Genomic DNA, 19,196 nt, shown 5'->3' with positions numbered 1-19,196 from the left:
AAAAAAACAAAATCATAGCGCTATTATTACATTTTATCCCTCTTTTAATGTCAAGAAATATAACGCTGTATAAATATCTCTTCCCTCACTGCCCTGCGCTTTGAAGTGTCTTACCTGTCCGTATATGCTAAAATACTTCCGTATCGGCTATTCGCCTACAGGAGGGCATGATCATGAAACAATCTATTTTGATCGTAGAAGACGAAGAAAAGATTGCCCGGCTTCTAGAGATTGAACTTCAATTTGAAGGCTATCAAGTATGTAAAGAAAAAAACGGAATTGATGGGCTGGAGACGTATTGCAAAGGCAATTGGGACCTAGTGTTGTTGGATATTATGATTCCCGGTCTCAATGGCATCGAGCTACTTCGGAGGATTCGTAAGCATGATGCGAACGTTCCTGTCATTTTGCTGACGGCTAAAAGTTCCATTGCAGATAAGGTCGAGGGACTCGATTTGGGAGCCAATGATTATGTTACCAAACCGTTTGTGATCGAAGAGCTGCTTGCACGTGTACGGGCCGCACTCAGAGTGGGTGCAACAAAAGACATGGCTCCACAAGTGGTAGATAAATGGCTTAGTGCCGGGGATTTACGTCTCCATGAAGGTACTCGTGAAGTTCTTCGGGGAGAGCACAACATTGAGCTTACACCGCGAGAGTTTGACTTGCTCGTACATTTACTCAGACATCAGCGGCAGGTACTTAGCCGTGAACAATTACTGGAGAATGTATGGGGCATAGATTATATGGGCGATACCAATGTGGTCGATGTGTATATTCGCTACGTGCGCAATAAAATCGACCCTACGCGCCAGCTCCCTGAGCTGATCCATACTGTACGCGGAATTGGTTATGTTCTGAAGGAATCCTTATGAAGCTACAAAACAAAATCCATACGTATACCTCGTTATTATTCGGGATTTTACTTGTGGCCATTAACTTCTCAGTCTATTTCCTATTCAGCCAACTTTCGATAGACAGTCGAAAAGACCAGGTAGAGGCCGCAGCAGAAAACATGATTCGTGGGATTCAACGTGCTCCGGTATCCGTAGCCGCTGAGGATCTTCTCCGAGCCTATGTACCGCTGGATGGCATGCTTCGGCTAATGAAACCAGAAGGCGACTTTCTTCCCCCTATCACCTCTTCTTCCGAGCAATCTCTTAGCTTGATGAAGGGCGTTTTTGATGAAACACGGCAGGTTCGCATCATTACCTATGAAAGCAACCGTTACATTCTTGTATCGCTCCCCATGATTTGGACCAATGGCGAGGTTGTCAATCTCCAGGTGACCGAAAGTCTGCAACCGACGATGCAGACGCTACAGGTACTCAGAATCGTACTTGTTGCTGTCACTGGAATTGCGCTCATTCCTGTCGTGGTATCGGGAAGACTGCTCGGCAGACTGATTACACGTCCAATTACATCTATGATTAGCACGATGAAAGAAATTCAGCGCAGCGGGAAATTTAAACGTCTTCCGCTCCATTCATCATCACGCGACGAACTGGTCGAAATGGGTGAAACATTTAATGACATGATTGAACTGCTAGAGCGAAATTTCGTCAGGCAAGAACAATTTGTATCTAATGCGTCCCATGAATTGAAGACACCGCTCACCATTATTGAAAGTTATGCCAGCCTGCTCAAACGGCGGGGGTTGCAGCATCCCAAGATTTTTGCCGAATCCGTTGAAGCGATCCATTCCGAGGCGATTCGAATGAAGGACATGGCAGAGCAGCTTCTTCTGTTGGCCAGAAACGAAGAACAGTGGAATATCGTGCTGGAGCCTGTACGCCTGACCAGAATAGCGACAGAATTAAAGGCTACATTTGAAAATGCGTTCGCCCGACAAATTCAACTGGATGTACAGGCAGACTGCATTGGCTATACAGATGAAAATAAGCTGAAGCAGCTCCTATTTATCTTTTTGGATAATGCACGCAAATACAGTGACGAGCCGATACAACTGATGATTGATACGATAGGCGATACAGCTCAACCCTGCATAAGAATCACAGATCAAGGAATTGGAATCCCGGAAGAAAAGTTATCTAAAGTATTCGACCGCTTCTATCGTGTGGATGAAGCCAGAAGCCGCGAGGAAGGTGGGACTGGACTGGGCTTATCATTGGCTACAGGAATTGCACAAGCTATACATGCTCAAATTGCGCTAGAAAGTGTAGAGGGGAGCGGAACAACTGCAACGATCATCCTCCCTACCGTTCCAAAATAATAAGCCAAAGGAGGGAATAACGATGAAAGCCATCTATGTGTGGATGATTGGGGGTACGCTGGCGGCTGTATTGATTACAATTTGTCTTTTACAGTGGCCTTGGGCACGGTCGTTAGCAGCTTCTCCATTGGAAGAAAAGGCCGTCATCCAATCCGTTTTGCATCAGTATCCCGGCGAGGTGCTCGAATCCCAACGCTTGGGTGATTTTTATCTGATCAGGCTGGAACGCGCCAAAGGGAAGTACGATATAAAAGCCAATGCCTATGACGGTGTCATCGACTCCATTAAGCGGACACAAGCTTATACAGATGTGAAGCAGGAGCCCCAAGACCACAACGGGAACTCACCAACCAGAGACACATCGAATCCAGCTAATAAACCTGACCCGGTTTCTCTCGTTATTACAGAGAAAGAAGCAGCCAAGCTTGCTGCCAAAGCAGTTAACGGAACATCCGATGATATTGAGCTTCACCGCAACGACAAAGGTCTCTATTATCTGGTTGAGGTTGAGGTGAAAAATGGGCGTGAAGCAGTGGTACAGGTCAATGCAGTATCGGGCTCTATCGACTCTATAACGTGGGAAAAAGCAAAACAGGAGCACGACGAATCATGACGACTTCATGATCATCATCTCAGCTCATGTTTTCTCATGGTTTTCTCATGATTCTATTATGTTCCTCTCATGTTTAAGAGATAAGCTGTATTCATGCTTATAGCACAAGGAGGAACAATGTAATGAAAAAAAACTATACATTAGGAATTATGGCAGCTACGGTTCTGCTTGGAGTTACGGTTACGGGTGTCTCAGCGAATGCCGTATGGGCCGCTAAACCTACGGGCCTTATTGGAGCGACCGCCGCTGCCAACATTGCCAAGAAGGCTGTGGGGAATAATGCACAAGTTGAAGATGTCGAACTGGAGCGCAAGAACGGAAAAGTCTACTATGAGGTGGATCTCCAACAAGGGGATAAAGATTGGGATATAGATATTGATGCTTATACTGGGAAAACCATCCGTTCCCATTCTAAGCTTGATCATGACTCTAATAACGAGTCCTCCCTTAACAAGCCAAATCACATCACCCTGACTGAAAAGCAGGCTGGACAAATCGCGCTTAAGCACGTGCCCGGGAGTACCCTTTTGTCTTCTAAATTGGATAAGGAAGATGGACAATTCATCTACGAGGTAAAGGTACTCACCAACGAAGAAACCGTTGAGCTTGATATCCATGCATCATCTGGCGCAATCGTGGATACAGACGATGATAATGATGACAACGAATATTAATTACCCAGGTCATAATTAGGGTAACTAAGTACAGAGCTAATTAAAACGGAGCAGCGAACTTTCGCTGCTCCGTTTTTTTGACCAATGTGACACAGGAAAAGAACGAAGATGGCTCCATAAAACTGCACCTATTATTTCTTCATGAATAGACTGATAACTAACAGAGGATTACCTTTTTTCTTCAATCCAAAGTCAAGTGAGGTTCTTATGGCGAAATCCTATACTAAAGCACAGATTCGCAAAATCACCCGTCGTTTCGGCCTGATCCCGTTAAAATCAAGCTTAGTCTCATCATTATACCGAAAAAATGCAGTGATCCAGGTGAAAACGAAAAAGGGAACTTATGCATTAAAACCCTTTAGTCGTACAAAGATGGTCCGTTCAAATACGATTCAACAGATGGAACGAGCTGCGAGCCATATCAGGCTTTTGAAAAAGAGAAAGTATACCTACATGCCCGCATGGCTCCCCACTCATTCCGGCAAGTTATGGACTCTATATCAGGGAACGCCATTTTATGTAAGTCAGTGGATCAAAGGACGGGGACTGGAGACCGCTGAAGATTTCGAAAAACTGGGGCGGGCACTTGCTACACTTCACGCCACCTCCACCGGCTTGCATCAGATAGATAAAGGAAAGTCCCCTCCGACCATTCAACAATTGCGGATATGGAAAAACCAGGATCGTCTTTTTCAAAAAAAAATGACAAAAACCAGTCGCCATGATAAAACGTACCGCAACTGGTACAATGCTCACGGCGAAGACTGCAAACGTTTATCCAGGCGAGCATGGAAGGATTTGCAGGATGCATCCATTATAAGGCTGCTTCGGATGGAACATCGGCATCCCTCCTTGATACACAGTGATATCACTACCCCAAATGTCATTATTTCGGATGACGGTCATCTCAAAATCATTGATTGGGATCGGGTTAAGATCGGCTCAGCCTATGCTGATTTGGCAAAGGCCCTTATGAATACGACTCAATTCAACCCTGAATTTGTGCAATCCTTGCTGAAGGGATACCAAAAACGCAAACCGCTAAGCCGTACTGAACGGAAGATTGTTACAGCTTTATATAAACTACCACGAGAAGCCTGGCATGCTTCCCGACACCCGAATCGTTCAAGAGATCGCGAAATCCTGGACAATTGGGATCAGTCGTGGCCTCTTCGATTACAAATCATCCATATTTTGCAGGAGTGGGCTCATGTATAAAAGAAAGTGAGGAGCAAAATGTCGATTTTATCGAACGTTGAGCAGATGTACGGAATCAAAATTCAGCGTAGCCGTCAAATGAAGGACATTCACAAGATTGAGACCGCTAATACGACTTATTGCTTAAAACCCTACAAATTCCCGGAAGAAGAGATCCGTTTTATTACACGTGTCTTGTCCTACTTGGATGAGCGCGGGTTTACACGCAGCCAAAAGGTCTATCCAACAGTACAACAAACGGCTTACATGACCTATGAAGGTGTTTCGTATACATTAACCAATTGGGTTCATGGACTCAGACCAGAATTCACAAAAAGAATAGACTTCAAAAAGGGAATTGCTACTTTAGCCAAATTCCATTCCAGTGCCGTGGGCTTTCCTGTCACTGAAGCTCCGCCATCCAGAATCCGTTATGAAGACTTGAGCGATGAAATAGCTGGATACAAAAAACGCCTCATCCCATACAGAGGCACAGCACATCTCGTAGCTCTTTGTGAGGAAGTGTCCCATCGCCTACAGCAGCCCAAAGTTAGAGAAGCCATTGCTCAGGAGCAAAAAGCCGCCGCATTTATACACGGCGACTATAATTATCCCAATCTGATTAAAGACAAACAGCTCAAAATCCATATGATCGACTTTGAAAATTGCTCCCTACATGTAAGGATGAAAGATCTCTCCCATCTTCTTCATCGGAATTGTCTTTGGAATGGGACAAAGATGCTGCGCGCGATAGATTACTATCAACGATATCGTCCATTGAGTACCCATGATTTGCATCTGCTTCACGCACTATTGATCTCTCCCTATCATGTGGTCCGCAATATCAGAATAGGCGGCTTCCGTTCTGCCAAGCGAGTCATTCCGTCGTTCGCGCATTTGAACAAATACCGACGTGAACTTAGATCACTCTTATAATCTGTCAGCTTGGAACTAAACAAAAAAACAGACCCGATGAAGCGGTCTGTTTTTTTGTGTTCTGACAACTAACTACAGGAAAAGCGCATGCCGCTAAAGCCAATCGAATTGCTGACTGTACCGGTACAACCAAAAATATATAGCATTGTAAACAGCACTTCCCCCTTCTACAATGATGCTAAGACTCAATGCTAAATGGTTTCGATAAGAGAATTTGGGAAACTAACAATAGAGGTGATGGTACATGTACACCATGACAAAAGAAGAAATAAAAGCTTATTTAAACAGAATCGGAATTCCCGAAATTCAGCCTCCTACCCTTTCCTATTTAGTTGAACTGCATAAGGCTCATGTAAAACATCTTTCATGGCAAACATTGGACATTTTTGCAAGGAAGCCGGCAGCCATTGGCTTTCAAGAATCCGTTCAACTCATTCTACATGGGAGAAGTGGTTATTGTTTTCATCTGAATGGTGCCTTTAGTGCACTACTATATTCACTAGGGTACAAAGTCTCTCTGCATCGTGCCGGGGTACAACCTCTGGGAGCTGAACCACGCATTAATTCATTTCATCTTGGACTAACAGTGAACTTGCTAAATGAGCATCATGAAGATGAAGTATGGATCGTTGATGTCGGGCTAGGCGATATGCCATATGAGCCTCTTCCACTCCGTATGGGGACTTATGAACAAGCCCCTCTTCATTATAAAGTTATGGAATCCGGAGTTGTTACAAAAGGTTGGCGCTTAGAGCATGACTCGCTTGCTTCATTTGTTGGCGTTGATTTTGCCCCTGCGGTTGTTCAGGATTTGGAAGAATTTATGCCGAAACATCATTTCTATAGCCGCTCAGCGGAATCTCCATGGTTTAACCTGTTTCTGATTCGGCAAAGGCAAGCATTAGAGGCGAATGAACTCAGAGGATGTATTTGGAAAAGACGCGGGCTACACAGTTTGGAAAAAATAGAACTGGATAAGAAGTCGCAGTGGCTGGAAGTGTTGGCAGATGTATTTGGCGAGCCGCTCGTTAACTACAGTCGCCAGGAACGGGACGAGTTATGGAAAAGAGTACTTGCGGCTCATATAGAATGGAAAAAGTCTATGACTGAATCGTTACAGTAGTGAAGCCTCCAACGTAAGGATAGCCTTCAAGCCACATCTTACACCTTTAGCATTTCCGAGGAGTGCTGCAGCATTTCCAATTCCTTCACCATGTTTTCGATCAGCTTTGTGAACGAAGCCAATTCCTCTGAGCTGGAAGCCTGTTGCCGGGCACTGGCTGTTGTGACAGCTGTTTCGGATTGCACACTGTCAAGCATACGGGCAATATCCAGCACCTTGCGCTGAATTTGCTCCTGTGCTTGCTTCGAATTAGATGCAAGCTTTCGCACCTCCTGTGCCACAATTTGAAACCCGCGCCCTGCTTCCTGCGCATGGGCAGCTTCAATCGCCGCATTCAGTCCCAGCAGATGAGTCTGATCGGACAGTTCCCGGATCGTACCACTCATCTGCTCAATATGCTTAATCTCGTCACTCAAATGCTGTACCAATTCCTCTGTATGTTCCTGCGAAGAAGCAGTGTTGCAGGCACTCTCCGCGATATTATCCGTATTTTCCCTAAGCTCAGCAATCATCCCGGTCAAATTTTGCGCAATTCGGGACACAACGGCCAGCACCTGCGTTTGTTCGTCGGCCAGCTCGTTGATTTGTTCCTTTTCCTTTTCCTGATAAGCTTCCAGTACAAGCTGGGAATCCAGGTTGAACATTTTGGAAAGAGCATGCACAATAGAAAACCAATCCTCTATCCCCGAACGTTTTAAAATGTCGACTGCAATATCAAGATAAGCAATGTACGTGCCTAAATAATAATCGGAAGACAATCCGATTCGGGAATGTACCTGCCCCACAAAAAGACGGTGTTCGATAAACTGATCATCAATTTTTCCATCTGCGAGAGAAAGCCAGTATTCACGTTGTGTTTGTTTTAGTCGTTCAATATTCGACCATTTGGAAATAATCGACATGAGATACGGAACCTTTTCTACATGCTCATAAAACCGATCGACCACCTCATTCACAATAGATTGGAATAGTCCCTGATAATGATGCAATAAAGCCAAATCATCATCAGTAATACCAATATATTGTATCTGTTTTAATCTACTCTCCGCGACATGAATCATAAGTTCCTCCAAATAATAGTTTACATAGATTTTACATTACCATATTTATCGGCAACTTTTTAGAAAATGTTAAAAAAGCAGAAGATTGATTATGATTTTTTTCATAGCAATTTCAGAAAAATTATATATAAACTCCACTGCTTAATGATACAAAAAAAGAATCCGGCAGCACCTGAAATCCCCTGTGCTTGCCGAATTCCCTCTACGAAACACGTTCATCGGATACCTCACAACCGTATGACACCATCCAGATCAACCCATGGTTTCACCATACTGTACTTGTTTATTATTCGTCTTACCGATTCAGGAGGCTACCTACATACCTTAACAGATCGTTGGCGCTGGCTCCTGTGTAGCCGTGCTCCTCAATCAGTCGCTTAATCACCTCATTCATCCGTTTGAGCTGATTAGCGTCAGGCGTTTTGGTCGAAGTCGTAATCTTCACAATATCCTTCAAATCAGCAAACAGCTTCTTCTCAATGGCTTCTCGCAGCCGATCATGATGATGATACTCAAACTTTCGTCCCTTGCGAGAATACGCGGAAATACGGATTAATATTTCTTCACGGAACGCTTTTTTCGCATTTTCCGATACCCCGATTTGCTCCTCAATAGAGCGCATGAGCCGCTCATCCGGGTCGAGTTCCTCATCTGTGAGCGGATCGCGAATTTTCGCCCAATTGCAAAAGGCTTCGATGTTATCCAAATAGTTGTCAAACAGCGTCTTGGCTGATTCCTCGAAAGAGTAGACAAAGGCCTTCTGCACTTCTTTTTTCGCCAATTCGTCATATTCCTTACGAGCTACGGAAATGAAATTCAGATACCGCTCCCGTTCTTCCTTTGTGATGGAGGCATGTTGATCCAGGCCATCCTTAATTGCTCGTAAAATGTCCAGGGCATTGATGGATTCCACATTTTGCTTAATCAATGCACTAGAAATACGATTAATGACGTACCGCGGGTCTACCCCGGACATACCTTCCTCCAGAAACTCACTTTGCATTTCTTTCAGATCGGCTTCCTTGTATCCTTCGACCTCTTCACCGTCATACATGCGCATCTTTTTGACCAGATCCATCCCCTGTTTCTTCGTCTCCTTCAAGCGGGTCAGCACGGAGAAAATGGCAGCTGTTCTCAGCGCATGAGGCGCAATGTGGATATGTCTCATATCACTTTGATCAATGAGCTTGGCGTAAATCTTTTCTTCCTCAGATACTTTCAGGTTATAAGGAATCGGCATTACAATCATCCGTGATTGCAACGCCTCGTTCTTTTTGTTTGCAATAAAGCTTTTATACTCGGATTCATTGGTGTGAGCCACGATCAGTTCATCTGCACTGATGAGCGCAAACCGCCCAGCCTTAAAATTTCCCTCTTGGGTCAGAGAAAGCAAATTCCACAAAAACTTCTCATCGCATTTCAGCATTTCCTGAAACTCCATCAGTCCACGATTCGCTTTGTTCAATTCTCCGTCAAACCGATACGCACGCGGATCGGATTCCGAACCATACTCTGTAATCGTGGAAAAGTCGATGCTGCCCGTCAAATCAGCAATATCCTGTGACTTCGGATCAGAAGGGCTGAACGTACCAATACCAATCCGGTTTTCTTCCGATATAAATACCCGCTCCACGCGGACCTTTTCAATATCACCATCAAATTCCGTGCGCAATCTCATCTGGCAGGATGGGCAGAGATTACCTTCAATCCGTACACCCAGCTCCTTTTCAAAATCGGGACGCAGCTCATGGGGAATCAGATGAAGCGGGTCCTCGTGCATGGGGCAGCCTTCAATCGCGTATACGGCTCCCTGATCCGTTCTTGAAAATTTCTCCAGACCACGTTTTAGCAACGTGACCAGTGTCGATTTCCCCCCACTAACGGGTCCCATCAAAAGAAGGATACGCTTGCGAACATCGAGCCGCCTGGCTGAGGAATGGAAATATTCCTCCACCAACTTTTCCAGCGCTCGATCCAGTCCAAAGATCTCCTGCTCAAAAAATTTGTATCGCTTATGTCCCCCAACCTCTTCTACACCAAAAGATTCAATCATCTTGTAAACCCGTGCATGAGCTGTCATCGCCGGCGTCGGGTCTTTCTTGAGTATCTCAATATACTCTCTAAAAGTGCCGCTCCAGGCCAGACGGTTGTTTTCCGCCCGGTACTCCGCAACGCGTTCAAAAATATTCATGCTCGGTTCCTCCCATGACTGCGTAATGACTATCCTCCACTCCTGATGATTATGGCTACACTCGTCACGCCTTTCAGGATATGATGCAATCCCCTTAAAAAAAGTGTAATACATACCTATGCAGATTGATTTCAGAATTGACCTATTTTTTGTGACAGGTCTCTCTGCTTTTTCGAAAAAACCAAGGGATACACTGTGCTAAAATATACAACAAAACGCGGACCTGACGCATTATGGTACAATATAAGCTCGGAATAATGGGATAAAGGAGCGGGAGAAGTCATGGCGGTTCGGCATGAGACGGAGCTGTACGCTCCGGTGAAAGCCTTTTTTGAGAACTTGGGATATGAAGTCAAGGGAGAGGTGCGCAACTGCGATTTGGTGGGTATCAAGCCAGGGCAACAGACACCATTGATTGTGGAGATCAAAAAGACGTTTAACCTGGCGCTTGTGCTGCAAGGCATGCAGCGTTTGAAACTAAGCAGCAATGTATATGTAGCTGTAGAACGAAATCGTGCCAAAAAAGGGGCCGTGAATCAACGCTGGAACGAGCTGGTCGGACTGTGCCGCCAGTTGGGACTTGGCTTGCTCACCGTCACCCATTTTAAAACGAAGCCGCCGCTCGTTGAGGTACTGTGTAAGCCTGCGGCGCATAGCGACAATGTCCACAATGCAGCAACGGTACGCCACGGCTCGCGCAAGGAAAAGCTGCTGCGGGAATTTCACGCACGCAGCGGTGACCACAATACCGGCGGCAGCACCCGACGCAAGCTGGTCACTGCCTACCGGGAAAAAGCGCTGCGCGTAGCCGCAGCCTTGCAGGGCTTGGGGGAAGCTGCCCCGGCGCAGCTCGCTCGCATAGCAGCCGTCAGCACAGCTGCTGCCGTACTTCAGCACAACTACTACGGCTGGTTTGAGCGCGTATCCCGCGGCCGCTATCGACTGACTCCGTTTGGCGAAGCTGCCCTGAACGAGTATGCGGCAGTACTGCAAGAGCATGGCATAAAAACGGCCGCTGAAATAGACGCAGAGCTTGACGAGGACAGTGGACAGCTCCAGATTGCGGAAGCGCCAATCACTTACTCCACCGTTGTTGTGGAAGCGGAGGATGACTGACATGGGGCGGATGGTTTTCGCTAGCTCCGCGCAGTAAATTCGCTAATCGTTTCACCGATCAGATTCATGCCCATAAGCAATTGCTCACGGCCCGGATGGCTAAAATTAAGGCGAATATGGGACGCGCCTTCACTGCCAACCGCACATAGTGCACCTGGCATAAAGGCTACGCCTTTGGGTAACGCCGCCTTTAGCAGCAATGCGCTGTCCAGCCCATCGGGCAACTGCACCCATACATACATGCCACCGGACGGAATAAGATACGTCACGTCTTTCCAAAACGGGCGCTTGAGCAGCTCCAAGATTAATTGAAGTCGAGTCGAATATTCCTTGTTCAGCATCGCTAAGTGCTCGTGCCATTGAAAACGCGAGCTGGTCAGCAATTGGAACAACAACCGTTGGTTCATCGTACTGGATTGCATATCAGCCAGCTGCTTCAAGGCGTACATTCCTTCAATCAGCGGCGCAGGACCAGCAGCCCAACCCGTTCTGAGCGCAGGAGCAACTGTTTTATTGAACGAACCGATATAGAGCACTTGGCCGCCCTGACCCGCATGATCCAGCGCAAATAGAGAGGGGTAAGTCTCTGCAAATTTTCGACTCTGACCATGTGGACTCTTGTCATGGAACTCATTTTTTTGCTTCAAATGCAATTCACCATAAGAATCATCCTCAACTACTAGCACCTCATGATGCCTGCACAGGTCCAAAATTTCCTGCCGCCTAGCCGCGCTCCATAAGGAGCCCGTCGGATTCGTAAACGTCGGCGTGGCAAAAAAAAGCTTGGGTCGATAACGGATCATCAAAGCTTCAAGCTTATCAGGAATCACACCTTCCCCATCTGATTCTACAGGAACGATCTGAGCACCCTGCATAGATAGCACTTGTAAACATCCAGGAGACGTAGGGTTTTCGACCAATACCGGATCACGCTCATCCACCATCAGCCTTATGATCAGGTCAATGGCCTGCTGACTGCCTGTCGTGAGGAGGATTTGACCTGGTGGTACTCTTACTCCTTTACGCTGTTCCCACTCTCCCGCAAGCCATGCTCGCAAAGGGAAATAGCCCTCCGGTTCACCATACTGGAGGGCGTCAGGGCCGGAGCCAAACACATCATGGGCCGCTTCTTCCAGCAGCTTCACCGGAAACAGCTCTTGTGCAGGTAGTTCTTCAGCCAGAGATATAAAGGAGTGTCTTCTCGCATTTTCCCGGATATGACGCACTGGAGAAGCCAACATCGCAGCCGTTCGTGAAGCAAAGGAATATTGCATGAACATCCTCCTTCTCCTGAAAAATAGGTCATGATCTCCGGGCTGACGCGTCAGGCATATAGCTGCTTCATCTGACGCGCATATAAGGCATAACGTTCAATCGCCTGCGCCCGGCTGGACACGCCTAATTTCGCATAAATTTTACGTAGATAATTATCAATGGAGCGCCGGCTAACTTCGATCTCGATAGCAATTTTGTCATATGTAATTCCTTGTACAATACGTTCCATAATAAACACTTCGGTTTGTGTCAATTCATCAAAAGGCTCGGATGCCATTAACGGCATAAAGGGCCAGTTTCCACACCGAATCCAATCCATTGGTAAAGAAGCAAATCCTTCGCGCAAACCGTTGATCAAATGGATTAACTGGCTCGGTGATGCCTGTTTGGATAACATTCCATTTGCTCCGAGCGAAATTAGCTGCTGAAACAACGTAATATTATCCTCATCCGTCATAATAACAATATGGCTGTCTGGAGACAAGGCCCGCATTTGTGTCAAAAATGGTTCCGCCGTTCCCTCAGGCAACCTGTAGTCCATTAAAATGATTTCCGGTCGAATGGAGTAAGCCAGCTCCAAGCCTTCCGTTCCGGAGGAAGACATCCCTCTGACAAGCAAATCCTGCTGGTCTTCCAAAATAAGCTTTGTTCCCAGCATACTTGTAGGATGGATATCTATGATGACCACCTGCCATACTTTTCTCATATCTAAACCTCCTGAGTTTACAAAAAAATACATAGTTAGTAGCGAAAATAATTCTAAAATTAGGGATTGCATATGTAGAAATTGCGCGAATGTGAACGTATAGGAAGCGAAAAACGTTTAAGGAAATTGTATCCTAGGACTTCCTTCCGATGCAATCTCTTTTTCCAATATTTTTATACGACTATTTCGCTTTTGCGAAATAAATAGGCCCATGATAGAATTGGTACTGCAAATAAAGACTGGAAATTTGACTTTACACGGGAGTTGAAAATCGTATGCAAGCTTCACCTGAACGTCCTCCTGCCGAAGCTCGGCGGAGCAATTCAAGAAAGGGGTTACCCGTAAAGGCTTTTCTGCTATTTTGGTTCATTCTTATTATACTAGGTGCTCTCGCAACCTATCTGTATAGCAATCACTTGAAGCAGCAAATGCTAAACGAGATGCAAACCCATACAGACCAACAGATTCAAGCACTCAAATCTGACTATGAAAAGCAACTGGCTGCTCTTTCCAAGGAAGTTAGCGGATTGCAGGGAAAAGTCCAGTCCTTCAATGAACTACTGACCTTTACGAAGGATAATGCAAACAATAAGACCGATAACAGCAATAAACTGTATACCCAATTAAACGAAGTCAAGCAGCAACTCAATACACTTCAGAAAAAAATGGACTTGCTAAAATGAATGTAGACGCAAAACAAGTGAACCGGTTCTTTATGTTGGCCCTTGCTCCTTTTATCGGTTTGTTGGGGTATATTTTGTTAGTGCATCCCTCATTGAGCTTTCCTGGGTCTACTTCTTTGAGTCTGCAAAAAGCTGAAGTCACTCTACAAATGCAATCAGTAGGCAAGCAGCTTGATGAAGCCAAGCAAACGGCAACATACACCTTGTCTACAATTCGCCGGACTTCTGAGCTATACAAGCAAACGACTCAAACGATGAATCAGCTTGTCGTGACTGCCTCTACGCAGTCCAAGCGGCCCGCGATTATCTATGATCGACGCATCACCGCCAAACTGGGGGTTCCCTATGAGCGGGTAGATAGCAATCGGATTACCATTGAATTATTTAAGGTAAACCCGGGAATTTATCATGGCTACGCTATGAAGGTCAAACTTAAAGATCCTACTGCTATGAAAATGTCTTTGGGAAGTGACAAATTGGGTGGCTCCGAAACCACCATGCGTGCAGTCTTGAGACACGGAGCTATTGCAGGCATCAATGCAGGCGGCTTTGCGGATGGAGACGGCAAACGCTATCCATTAAGCACTACTGTCTTGAACGGCCACTACCTTACTGGCTTTCAGTCCAGTTTTAAGGATTTGTCCTTCGTCGGACTGAGTAACGATGGCAAGCTTATCGGCGGCAAATTTTACAGTCAAGGTGCTCTTGACAGCTTAAAGCCTGCCTTTGGTGCTACCTTCGTTCCCGTCCTGCTGCAAAGGGGACAAAAAATGCCTATTCCTGACAAATGGAAAGTCTCCCCCAAGCGGGCCCCACGTACGGTTATTGGCAACTATAAAGATGATCAGTTGCTCATTATTGTCGTAGACGGCTACAATGAAAGCGGGGGTTCGGGCGCGACGCTTGAAGAACTGCAAGGAAAAATGTACAATCTAGGTGTTCAAGATGCCTATAATTTGGACGGAGGCGGTTCCTCGTCGCTTATACTTAACGGTCGAGTCGTAAACAAACCGTCAGATGGTAATTTGCGTCCAGTCCCTACTCATTTTTTGTTCTATAAATAGCTATGTGTAGTCTGCTAACAAATTAAATATGCTTGCCGACGTACGGCTCTATCCGAAAAAAAGCATCACGAACGAATGTCGTGATGCTTTTGCCTCATTTAGGAGGAATACTGTGTCATTTCTGTCAGGCATTGAGCACAAATATAACGGTCTTTGAAATCGTTCACTTGTTCTACTGACCCGCAGAATACACATTTTGGACGATAACGCTCCAAAATAATGTGGTCACCCTGAACCAAAATTTCGACAGGATCTCCCTCATTCATTTGATATCTTTTACGCAGTGACTTAGGCAAAACTATTCTCCCCAGCTGATCAACTTTACGTACCACACCGGCAGGTTTCATCGTGATCGTACACCTCTCCTATTGAGTAATAACTTACAAATTTCTTACCATGCGAAAAACTAGGTACAAAGACACTATTCTTTATGTAGTATTCGCTGTCTTTTTGTCGAATCCTGCTGATCACAGGAAATTTTATTACATTTTTTCATAAAATCATGAACCATATCAAAGTATGGTACAGAATGTCTGTAATATTTTTATCGACCGGAAAGCCAATTATCATTAGCCCTCGCTGAGAAATTTCGCAAATTTTTGACCATACAACCCTTATTTAGTTCCACTATCATGTAGATTTGAGCAATATAGGTGAAACTTTTATTACCAACTAAGGTCCTGGTTCTTTATTCGCATTTATACTTGTTCACTCGATGTTCTTTACGATAAACCTGGAAAATCCATTTGTCTCAACGCTTCATATACGATAATCGCAGCGGAATTCGACAAGTTTAGAGATCTTACATTATCTGACATAGGCATCTTGATGCATGTATTTGGATTAGCAGCTAGCAGCTCTGGCGGCAAACCTTTCGTTTCTTTACCAAATACCAAGAAGTCTCCATCCTGAAATGCAATATCACTATATCGCTGATTCGCTTTGGTCGTCGCATAAAAAAAGCGACCTTCCTGATATTTCTCCTGCACTTCAGCAAAAGACTCATGATATTCAATGTGGACAGCATACCAATAATCAAGTCCGGCCCGTTTTAACGTAGCATCGTCGGTACGGAAGCCCAGTGGCTTCACCAGATGTAGATGAGTTCCGGTTGCAGCACACGTTCTAGCAATATTCCCTGTGTTAGCCGGGATTTCCGGCTCGACAAGCACAATATGTAATGGCATCACGTTTCGTTCCCTTCATCATTAAATTCATCAGACAAATAACCTACAGTTTAACCAAAGTGTATACATTGAAAACATACACATTCTTTTATTTTAACAAAATCAGACAGAAATGAACATCAAACGACAAAAACTTCAACCCACACCACTAAAAGCCTTCCCCTATACACATTCAGGGAAGGCTCTACATTTACATTTTCGATTTCAAATATCGTGTATCGAAATATATGTCCGTGTAATCAACTGTTACGTTGCTTGAATCCGTCCATAAACTCGGCTAATGCTTGACAGTTCTCCAGTGGAACAGCATTGTAGATCGAGGCGCGAAGCCCTCCTACACTGCGATGCCCCTTCAGACCGATAAACCCGGCCTGTTCGGATTCCTTAATAAATTGTTTTTCCAGATCCTCGTTCGCGAGGCGGAAGGTTACATTCATGATAGAGCGATCAGCGCTGTCCACACAACCACGATAGAAGCCTTCGCTACTGTCAATACGGTTGTATAGCAAAGCAGCTTTCTGCTGGTTCACACGCTCAATGCCTTCCAAACCGCCTTCTTCCTGAATCCATTTCAGCACTTCATTCACCATGTATATGGCAAAGGATGGGGGAGTATTGTAGAGAGAGTTATTTTTTTCATATGTGCTATAACGCAACATCGTAGGAATATTGTCCGGTGAGGAAGTCAGCAACTCTTCACGGGCAATCACGACCGTCACACCAGAAGGCCCCAGATTTTTTTGTGCGCCAGCATAAATCAATCCAAATTGAGTAACATCAAAAGGCTTGCAAAAAATATCACTGGACATGTCCACAATCAAGGGTACGGAACCCGTATCCGGGAATTGCTTAAATTGTGTACCTTCAATCGTTTCGTTGGACGTCATATGCACATAAGCAGTATTCTCAGGCAAGTCCAAGGAATCCACATTCGGAAGACGCATGTACTTCTCATCAGCGGAGGATGCAGCAACATGAGCCTTGCCCAGTAGCTTGGCTTCTTTATATGCCTTGTCCGACCAGCTACCTGTCATTACGTAGCTCCCAGTCTGTCCTTCGCTCAAGAAATTTAAAGGCAGCATCGCAAACTGCGTACTTGCGCCCCCTTGTAGGAATAACACCTTGTAGCCTTGTGGATTGCCCAGCAGAGATAACAGGCGTTCCTGCGCCTCATTATGAACAGATTCATACACAGCTCCACGGTGAGACATTTCCATGATCGACATCCCTGTTCCCTGGAAATCTACGAATTCAGCTTGTACACGTTCTAGTACTTTGAGCGGCAATGCCGCTGGTCCTGCATTAAAATTGTAGGCTCTCTTACTCAACAAATTCCCATCCCTTCTCTACTCTGGTGTGGATATTATCGCTATGATAGCAGTATTCATAAATGCGTTCAAGACTTGTATAAAAATGTTTTCAATTTCATTTATGATGTGACAGAGTTGTGAATGTTAACATATTTAACATCTTTATTCTGTGATTTTCACTTTAATATTAAAAGGTCCCCGGCATAAGACCGGAGACCTATTTTGAATAACAACTGTTACCCGTAAGCTAATGCTTGTTATTCAAAGCAGCTATGCTATCGACTTATTAGCAGTCAAAATACAGGCTGTATTCGTGTGGATGAACACGGATGTTCACCGATTTAGCTTCAGAACGTTTGAGCTCCACATAGTTATCAATAAAGTCCTTCGTAAATACGCCGCCTTCAGTCAAGAATTCGTAGTCAGCTTCCAGAGCGTCCAGAGCCTCATCCAATGAACCAGGTACGCTACGAATTTTACCTTTTTCAGCATCAGACAGCTCGTAGATGTTGCTGTCAAGTGGACCATATCCCAATTCGATTGGGTTCAGTTTGCGCTTGATGCCATCCAGACCCGCCATCAGCATTGCTGAGAAGGCAAGGTAAGGGTTAGCTGTGGAGTCCGGTGTACGGAACTCGATCCGACAGCCTTTAGGAGTAACAGCTGCTACTGGAATACGTACAGCCGCAGAACGGTTACCTTTGGAGAATACCAGGTTAACTGGTGCTTCGTAGCCAGGAACGAGACGTTTGAACGAGTTGGTGCTTGGGTTGGTCAAAGCGATCAACGCAGGTGCGTGGTACAGAATACCGCCAATGTAATGAAGAGCCATTTCGCTCAGATTAGCATAACCACCTTTTTCATAGAACAAAGGAGTGTCGCCATCGAAAATAGATTGGTGAACGTGCATACCGCTTCCGTTATCCCCAAAAATCGGTTTCGGCATGAATGTTGCCACTTTACCATATTGACGAGCTGTGTTGTGTACAATGTATTTATAAACGAGCAGGTTGTCTGCTGTTTTCTTGAGTGTATCAAAACGGAAGTTGATTTCCGCTTGGCCTGCCGTAGCTACCTCATGGTGATGGCGCTCAATTCTCAGACCTGCTTCTTCAAGCAAACGGCACATTTCACTACGGATATCTTGTTGGGTGTCTACTGGCGCTACAGGTACATATCCGCCCTTCACCCCCACTTTAAAGCCCAGGTTGCCGCCTTCTTCCTTACGGTTCGTGTTCCAAGCTGCTTCCTCGGAATCTACGAAGAAGGAGGAGCTGTTCATGCCGCTTTCGTAGCGTACATCATCAAAGATGAAAAACTCGGACTCAGGTGCAAAAAATGCTGCTGTGCCCACTCCTGCCGATTGCAGAAATGCCTCAGCTTTTTTTGCGATGCCGCGAGGATCGCGGTCGTATTTTTCGCCGTCTGGCGTAGCAATGTCACACAGGATATTCAGTGTAGGATGCTGAGTGAAAGGGTCGATAAAAACCGCTTCTGGATCGGGCAGCATAACCATGTCGGATTCCTCGATGCCACGATAGCCGGGAATGGAAGAACCGTCGAAAGCAACACCGTTAACAAATGTCTCTTCATCTACTTCGGAAGCTGGCAATGAAATATGGTGAGCACGACCAGACAAATCTACAAAACGAAAATCTACCCACTCAATATTATTTTCCTGAATTGTTTTCAATACGTTTTCAACGGACATGTCTTCTTCCTCCCAATTTTTCCGAACATTAAGTCTTATACAACCCTGAAATGTTCATGATCGAATGTTTTTTTCTGTCGTCATTATAAATCTCAAACATGACACGGGTCAATAGC

At 45.3% G+C, this 19,196-nt stretch carries 18 protein-coding genes; 10 read left to right on the top strand and 8 right to left on the bottom strand.

All coding sequences use genetic code 11. The annotated features are described in order from the left end of the window. Positions 1–173 precede the first annotated feature (173 nt). The 7 genes from ACWGXJ_RS07850 to ACWGXJ_RS07820 all read left to right on the top strand — a co-directional run bounded on the left by ACWGXJ_RS07850 (position 174) and on the right by ACWGXJ_RS07820 (position 6,776). On the top strand, positions 174–875 hold the full coding sequence (locus ACWGXJ_RS07850) for a response regulator transcription factor (RefSeq protein WP_076294949.1): 702 nt from the start codon (positions 174–176) through the stop codon (positions 873–875). Then, positions 872–2,233: a sensor histidine kinase gene (locus tag ACWGXJ_RS07845; protein ID WP_452566509.1), complete on the top strand. Its 1,362-nt coding sequence runs from the start codon at positions 872–874 to the stop codon at positions 2,231–2,233. Before ACWGXJ_RS07850 ends, ACWGXJ_RS07845 begins: the two co-directional genes overlap by 4 nt. A 22-nt stretch (positions 2,234–2,255) precedes the next feature. Continuing rightward, a complete protein-coding gene (locus ACWGXJ_RS07840; RefSeq protein ID WP_452566508.1) occupies positions 2,256–2,846 on the top strand; it encodes a PepSY domain-containing protein in 591 nt (196 codons plus the stop codon). 122 nt (positions 2,847–2,968) lie between these two features. Next, on the top strand, positions 2,969–3,520 hold the full coding sequence (locus ACWGXJ_RS07835; protein ID WP_452566507.1) for a PepSY domain-containing protein: 552 nt from the start codon (positions 2,969–2,971) through the stop codon (positions 3,518–3,520). Positions 3,521–3,727: 207 nt separating this feature from the next. Then, complete coding sequence (locus ACWGXJ_RS07830; RefSeq protein WP_452566506.1) at positions 3,728–4,738, top strand: phosphotransferase; 1,011 nt, start codon at positions 3,728–3,730, stop codon at positions 4,736–4,738. An 18-nt stretch (positions 4,739–4,756) separates the two neighbouring features. Next, a complete protein-coding gene (locus ACWGXJ_RS07825) occupies positions 4,757–5,653 on the top strand; it encodes an aminoglycoside phosphotransferase family protein (RefSeq protein ID WP_254351369.1) in 897 nt (298 codons plus the stop codon). 244 nt (positions 5,654–5,897) lie between these two features. After that, complete coding sequence (locus tag ACWGXJ_RS07820; RefSeq protein ID WP_446674349.1) at positions 5,898–6,776, top strand: arylamine N-acetyltransferase family protein; 879 nt, start codon at positions 5,898–5,900, stop codon at positions 6,774–6,776. Positions 6,777–6,814: 38 nt separating this feature from the next. Here ACWGXJ_RS07820 and ACWGXJ_RS07815 read toward each other — a convergent pair whose 3' ends face one another. Both ACWGXJ_RS07815 and ACWGXJ_RS07810 read right to left on the bottom strand, forming a co-directional pair. Then, positions 6,815–7,837 (bottom strand): protoglobin domain-containing protein, encoded by a 1,023-nt coding sequence (locus tag ACWGXJ_RS07815; RefSeq protein WP_452566505.1) that lies wholly within the window; start codon positions 7,835–7,837, stop codon positions 6,815–6,817. Positions 7,838–8,132: 295 nt separating this feature from the next. Continuing rightward, positions 8,133–10,028 carry a PrkA family serine protein kinase gene (locus ACWGXJ_RS07810; protein WP_165176125.1) on the bottom strand — a complete coding sequence of 632 codons (1,896 nt, stop codon included), beginning with the start codon at positions 10,026–10,028 and terminating at the stop codon, positions 8,133–8,135. Between the two features lie 282 nt (positions 10,029–10,310). Between ACWGXJ_RS07810 and ACWGXJ_RS07805 the strand changes: the two genes are divergently transcribed. Further along, positions 10,311–11,144: a DUF2161 domain-containing phosphodiesterase gene (locus ACWGXJ_RS07805; protein WP_069291494.1), complete on the top strand. Its 834-nt coding sequence runs from the start codon at positions 10,311–10,313 to the stop codon at positions 11,142–11,144. 20 nt (positions 11,145–11,164) lie between these two features. On the opposite strand, the gene ACWGXJ_RS07800 is transcribed toward ACWGXJ_RS07805, so the two are convergent. After that, on the bottom strand, positions 11,165–12,418 hold the full coding sequence (locus ACWGXJ_RS07800) for an aminotransferase-like domain-containing protein (RefSeq protein WP_250261955.1): 1,254 nt from the start codon (positions 12,416–12,418) through the stop codon (positions 11,165–11,167). Between the two features lie 50 nt (positions 12,419–12,468). Next, a complete protein-coding gene (locus ACWGXJ_RS07795; protein ID WP_452566504.1) occupies positions 12,469–13,125 on the bottom strand; it encodes a response regulator in 657 nt (218 codons plus the stop codon). Positions 13,126–13,400: 275 nt separating this feature from the next. Between ACWGXJ_RS07795 and ACWGXJ_RS07790 the strand changes: the two genes are divergently transcribed. Together ACWGXJ_RS07790 and ACWGXJ_RS07785 are read left to right on the top strand one after the other, a co-directional pair. Beyond that, on the top strand, positions 13,401–13,808 hold the full coding sequence (locus tag ACWGXJ_RS07790; protein ID WP_061829164.1) for a hypothetical protein: 408 nt from the start codon (positions 13,401–13,403) through the stop codon (positions 13,806–13,808). Next, positions 13,805–14,872 carry a phosphodiester glycosidase family protein gene (locus ACWGXJ_RS07785; RefSeq protein ID WP_103048231.1) on the top strand — a complete coding sequence of 356 codons (1,068 nt, stop codon included), beginning with the start codon at positions 13,805–13,807 and terminating at the stop codon, positions 14,870–14,872. The genes ACWGXJ_RS07790 and ACWGXJ_RS07785 overlap by 4 nt, the downstream gene beginning before the upstream one ends. Before the next feature lie 98 nt (positions 14,873–14,970). On the opposite strand, the gene ACWGXJ_RS07780 is transcribed toward ACWGXJ_RS07785, so the two are convergent. The 4 genes from ACWGXJ_RS07780 to glnA form a co-directional block, all read right to left on the bottom strand. Further along, positions 14,971–15,219: an AbrB/MazE/SpoVT family DNA-binding domain-containing protein gene (locus tag ACWGXJ_RS07780; protein WP_013309439.1), complete on the bottom strand. Its 249-nt coding sequence runs from the start codon at positions 15,217–15,219 to the stop codon at positions 14,971–14,973. 375 nt (positions 15,220–15,594) lie between these two features. Continuing rightward, positions 15,595–16,059, bottom strand: a complete 465-nt coding sequence (trmL, locus tag ACWGXJ_RS07775) for a tRNA (uridine(34)/cytosine(34)/5-carboxymethylaminomethyluridine(34)-2'-O)-methyltransferase TrmL (protein WP_452567881.1) — start codon at positions 16,057–16,059, stop codon at positions 15,595–15,597. A 239-nt stretch (positions 16,060–16,298) separates the two neighbouring features. Next, positions 16,299–17,390, bottom strand: coding sequence for a 3-phosphoserine/phosphohydroxythreonine transaminase (gene serC, locus ACWGXJ_RS07770; RefSeq protein ID WP_081112429.1), 1,092 nt, complete (start codon positions 17,388–17,390; stop codon positions 16,299–16,301). A gap of 265 nt (positions 17,391–17,655) precedes the next feature. Further along, entirely contained in the window at positions 17,656–19,080 is a 1,425-nt protein-coding gene (glnA, locus tag ACWGXJ_RS07765; protein ID WP_061829159.1) for a type I glutamate--ammonia ligase, read from the bottom strand. Positions 19,081–19,196: the final 116 nt, after the last annotated feature.

The organism is Paenibacillus sp. S33, from assembly GCF_053615415.1.
Note: the sequence above shows the minus strand (reverse complement) of the source record. Positions and strands in the feature narration are given on the sequence as shown.

What these genes read in the sequence shown, in the direction of transcription:
- ACWGXJ_RS07830 (WP_452566506.1), top strand. Translation starts at nt 3,728, where the DNA reads ATGGCGAAATCCTATACTAAAGCACAGATTCGCAAAATCACCCGTCGT.
- ACWGXJ_RS07780 (WP_013309439.1), bottom strand. Translation starts at nt 15,219, where the DNA reads ATGAAACCTGCCGGTGTGGTACGTAAAGTTGATCAGCTGGGGAGAATA.
- ACWGXJ_RS07795 (WP_452566504.1), bottom strand. Translation starts at nt 13,125, where the DNA reads ATGAGAAAAGTATGGCAGGTGGTCATCATAGATATCCATCCTACAAGT.
- ACWGXJ_RS07845 (WP_452566509.1), top strand. Translation starts at nt 872, where the DNA reads ATGAAGCTACAAAACAAAATCCATACGTATACCTCGTTATTATTCGGG.
- trmL (WP_452567881.1), bottom strand. Translation starts at nt 16,059, where the DNA reads ATGCCATTACATATTGTGCTTGTCGAGCCGGAAATCCCGGCTAACACA.
- ACWGXJ_RS07835 (WP_452566507.1), top strand. Translation starts at nt 2,969, where the DNA reads ATGAAAAAAAACTATACATTAGGAATTATGGCAGCTACGGTTCTGCTT.
- ACWGXJ_RS07815 (WP_452566505.1), bottom strand. Translation starts at nt 7,837, where the DNA reads ATGATTCATGTCGCGGAGAGTAGATTAAAACAGATACAATATATTGGT.
- glnA (WP_061829159.1), bottom strand. Translation starts at nt 19,080, where the DNA reads ATGTCCGTTGAAAACGTATTGAAAACAATTCAGGAAAATAATATTGAG.
- ACWGXJ_RS07790 (WP_061829164.1), top strand. Translation starts at nt 13,401, where the DNA reads ATGCAAGCTTCACCTGAACGTCCTCCTGCCGAAGCTCGGCGGAGCAAT.
- ACWGXJ_RS07820 (WP_446674349.1), top strand. Translation starts at nt 5,898, where the DNA reads ATGTACACCATGACAAAAGAAGAAATAAAAGCTTATTTAAACAGAATC.
- ACWGXJ_RS07805 (WP_069291494.1), top strand. Translation starts at nt 10,311, where the DNA reads ATGGCGGTTCGGCATGAGACGGAGCTGTACGCTCCGGTGAAAGCCTTT.
- ACWGXJ_RS07785 (WP_103048231.1), top strand. Translation starts at nt 13,805, where the DNA reads ATGAATGTAGACGCAAAACAAGTGAACCGGTTCTTTATGTTGGCCCTT.
- ACWGXJ_RS07825 (WP_254351369.1), top strand. Translation starts at nt 4,757, where the DNA reads ATGTCGATTTTATCGAACGTTGAGCAGATGTACGGAATCAAAATTCAG.
- ACWGXJ_RS07850 (WP_076294949.1), top strand. Translation starts at nt 174, where the DNA reads ATGAAACAATCTATTTTGATCGTAGAAGACGAAGAAAAGATTGCCCGG.
- ACWGXJ_RS07810 (WP_165176125.1), bottom strand. Translation starts at nt 10,028, where the DNA reads ATGAATATTTTTGAACGCGTTGCGGAGTACCGGGCGGAAAACAACCGT.
- ACWGXJ_RS07840 (WP_452566508.1), top strand. Translation starts at nt 2,256, where the DNA reads ATGAAAGCCATCTATGTGTGGATGATTGGGGGTACGCTGGCGGCTGTA.
- ACWGXJ_RS07800 (WP_250261955.1), bottom strand. Translation starts at nt 12,418, where the DNA reads ATGCAATATTCCTTTGCTTCACGAACGGCTGCGATGTTGGCTTCTCCA.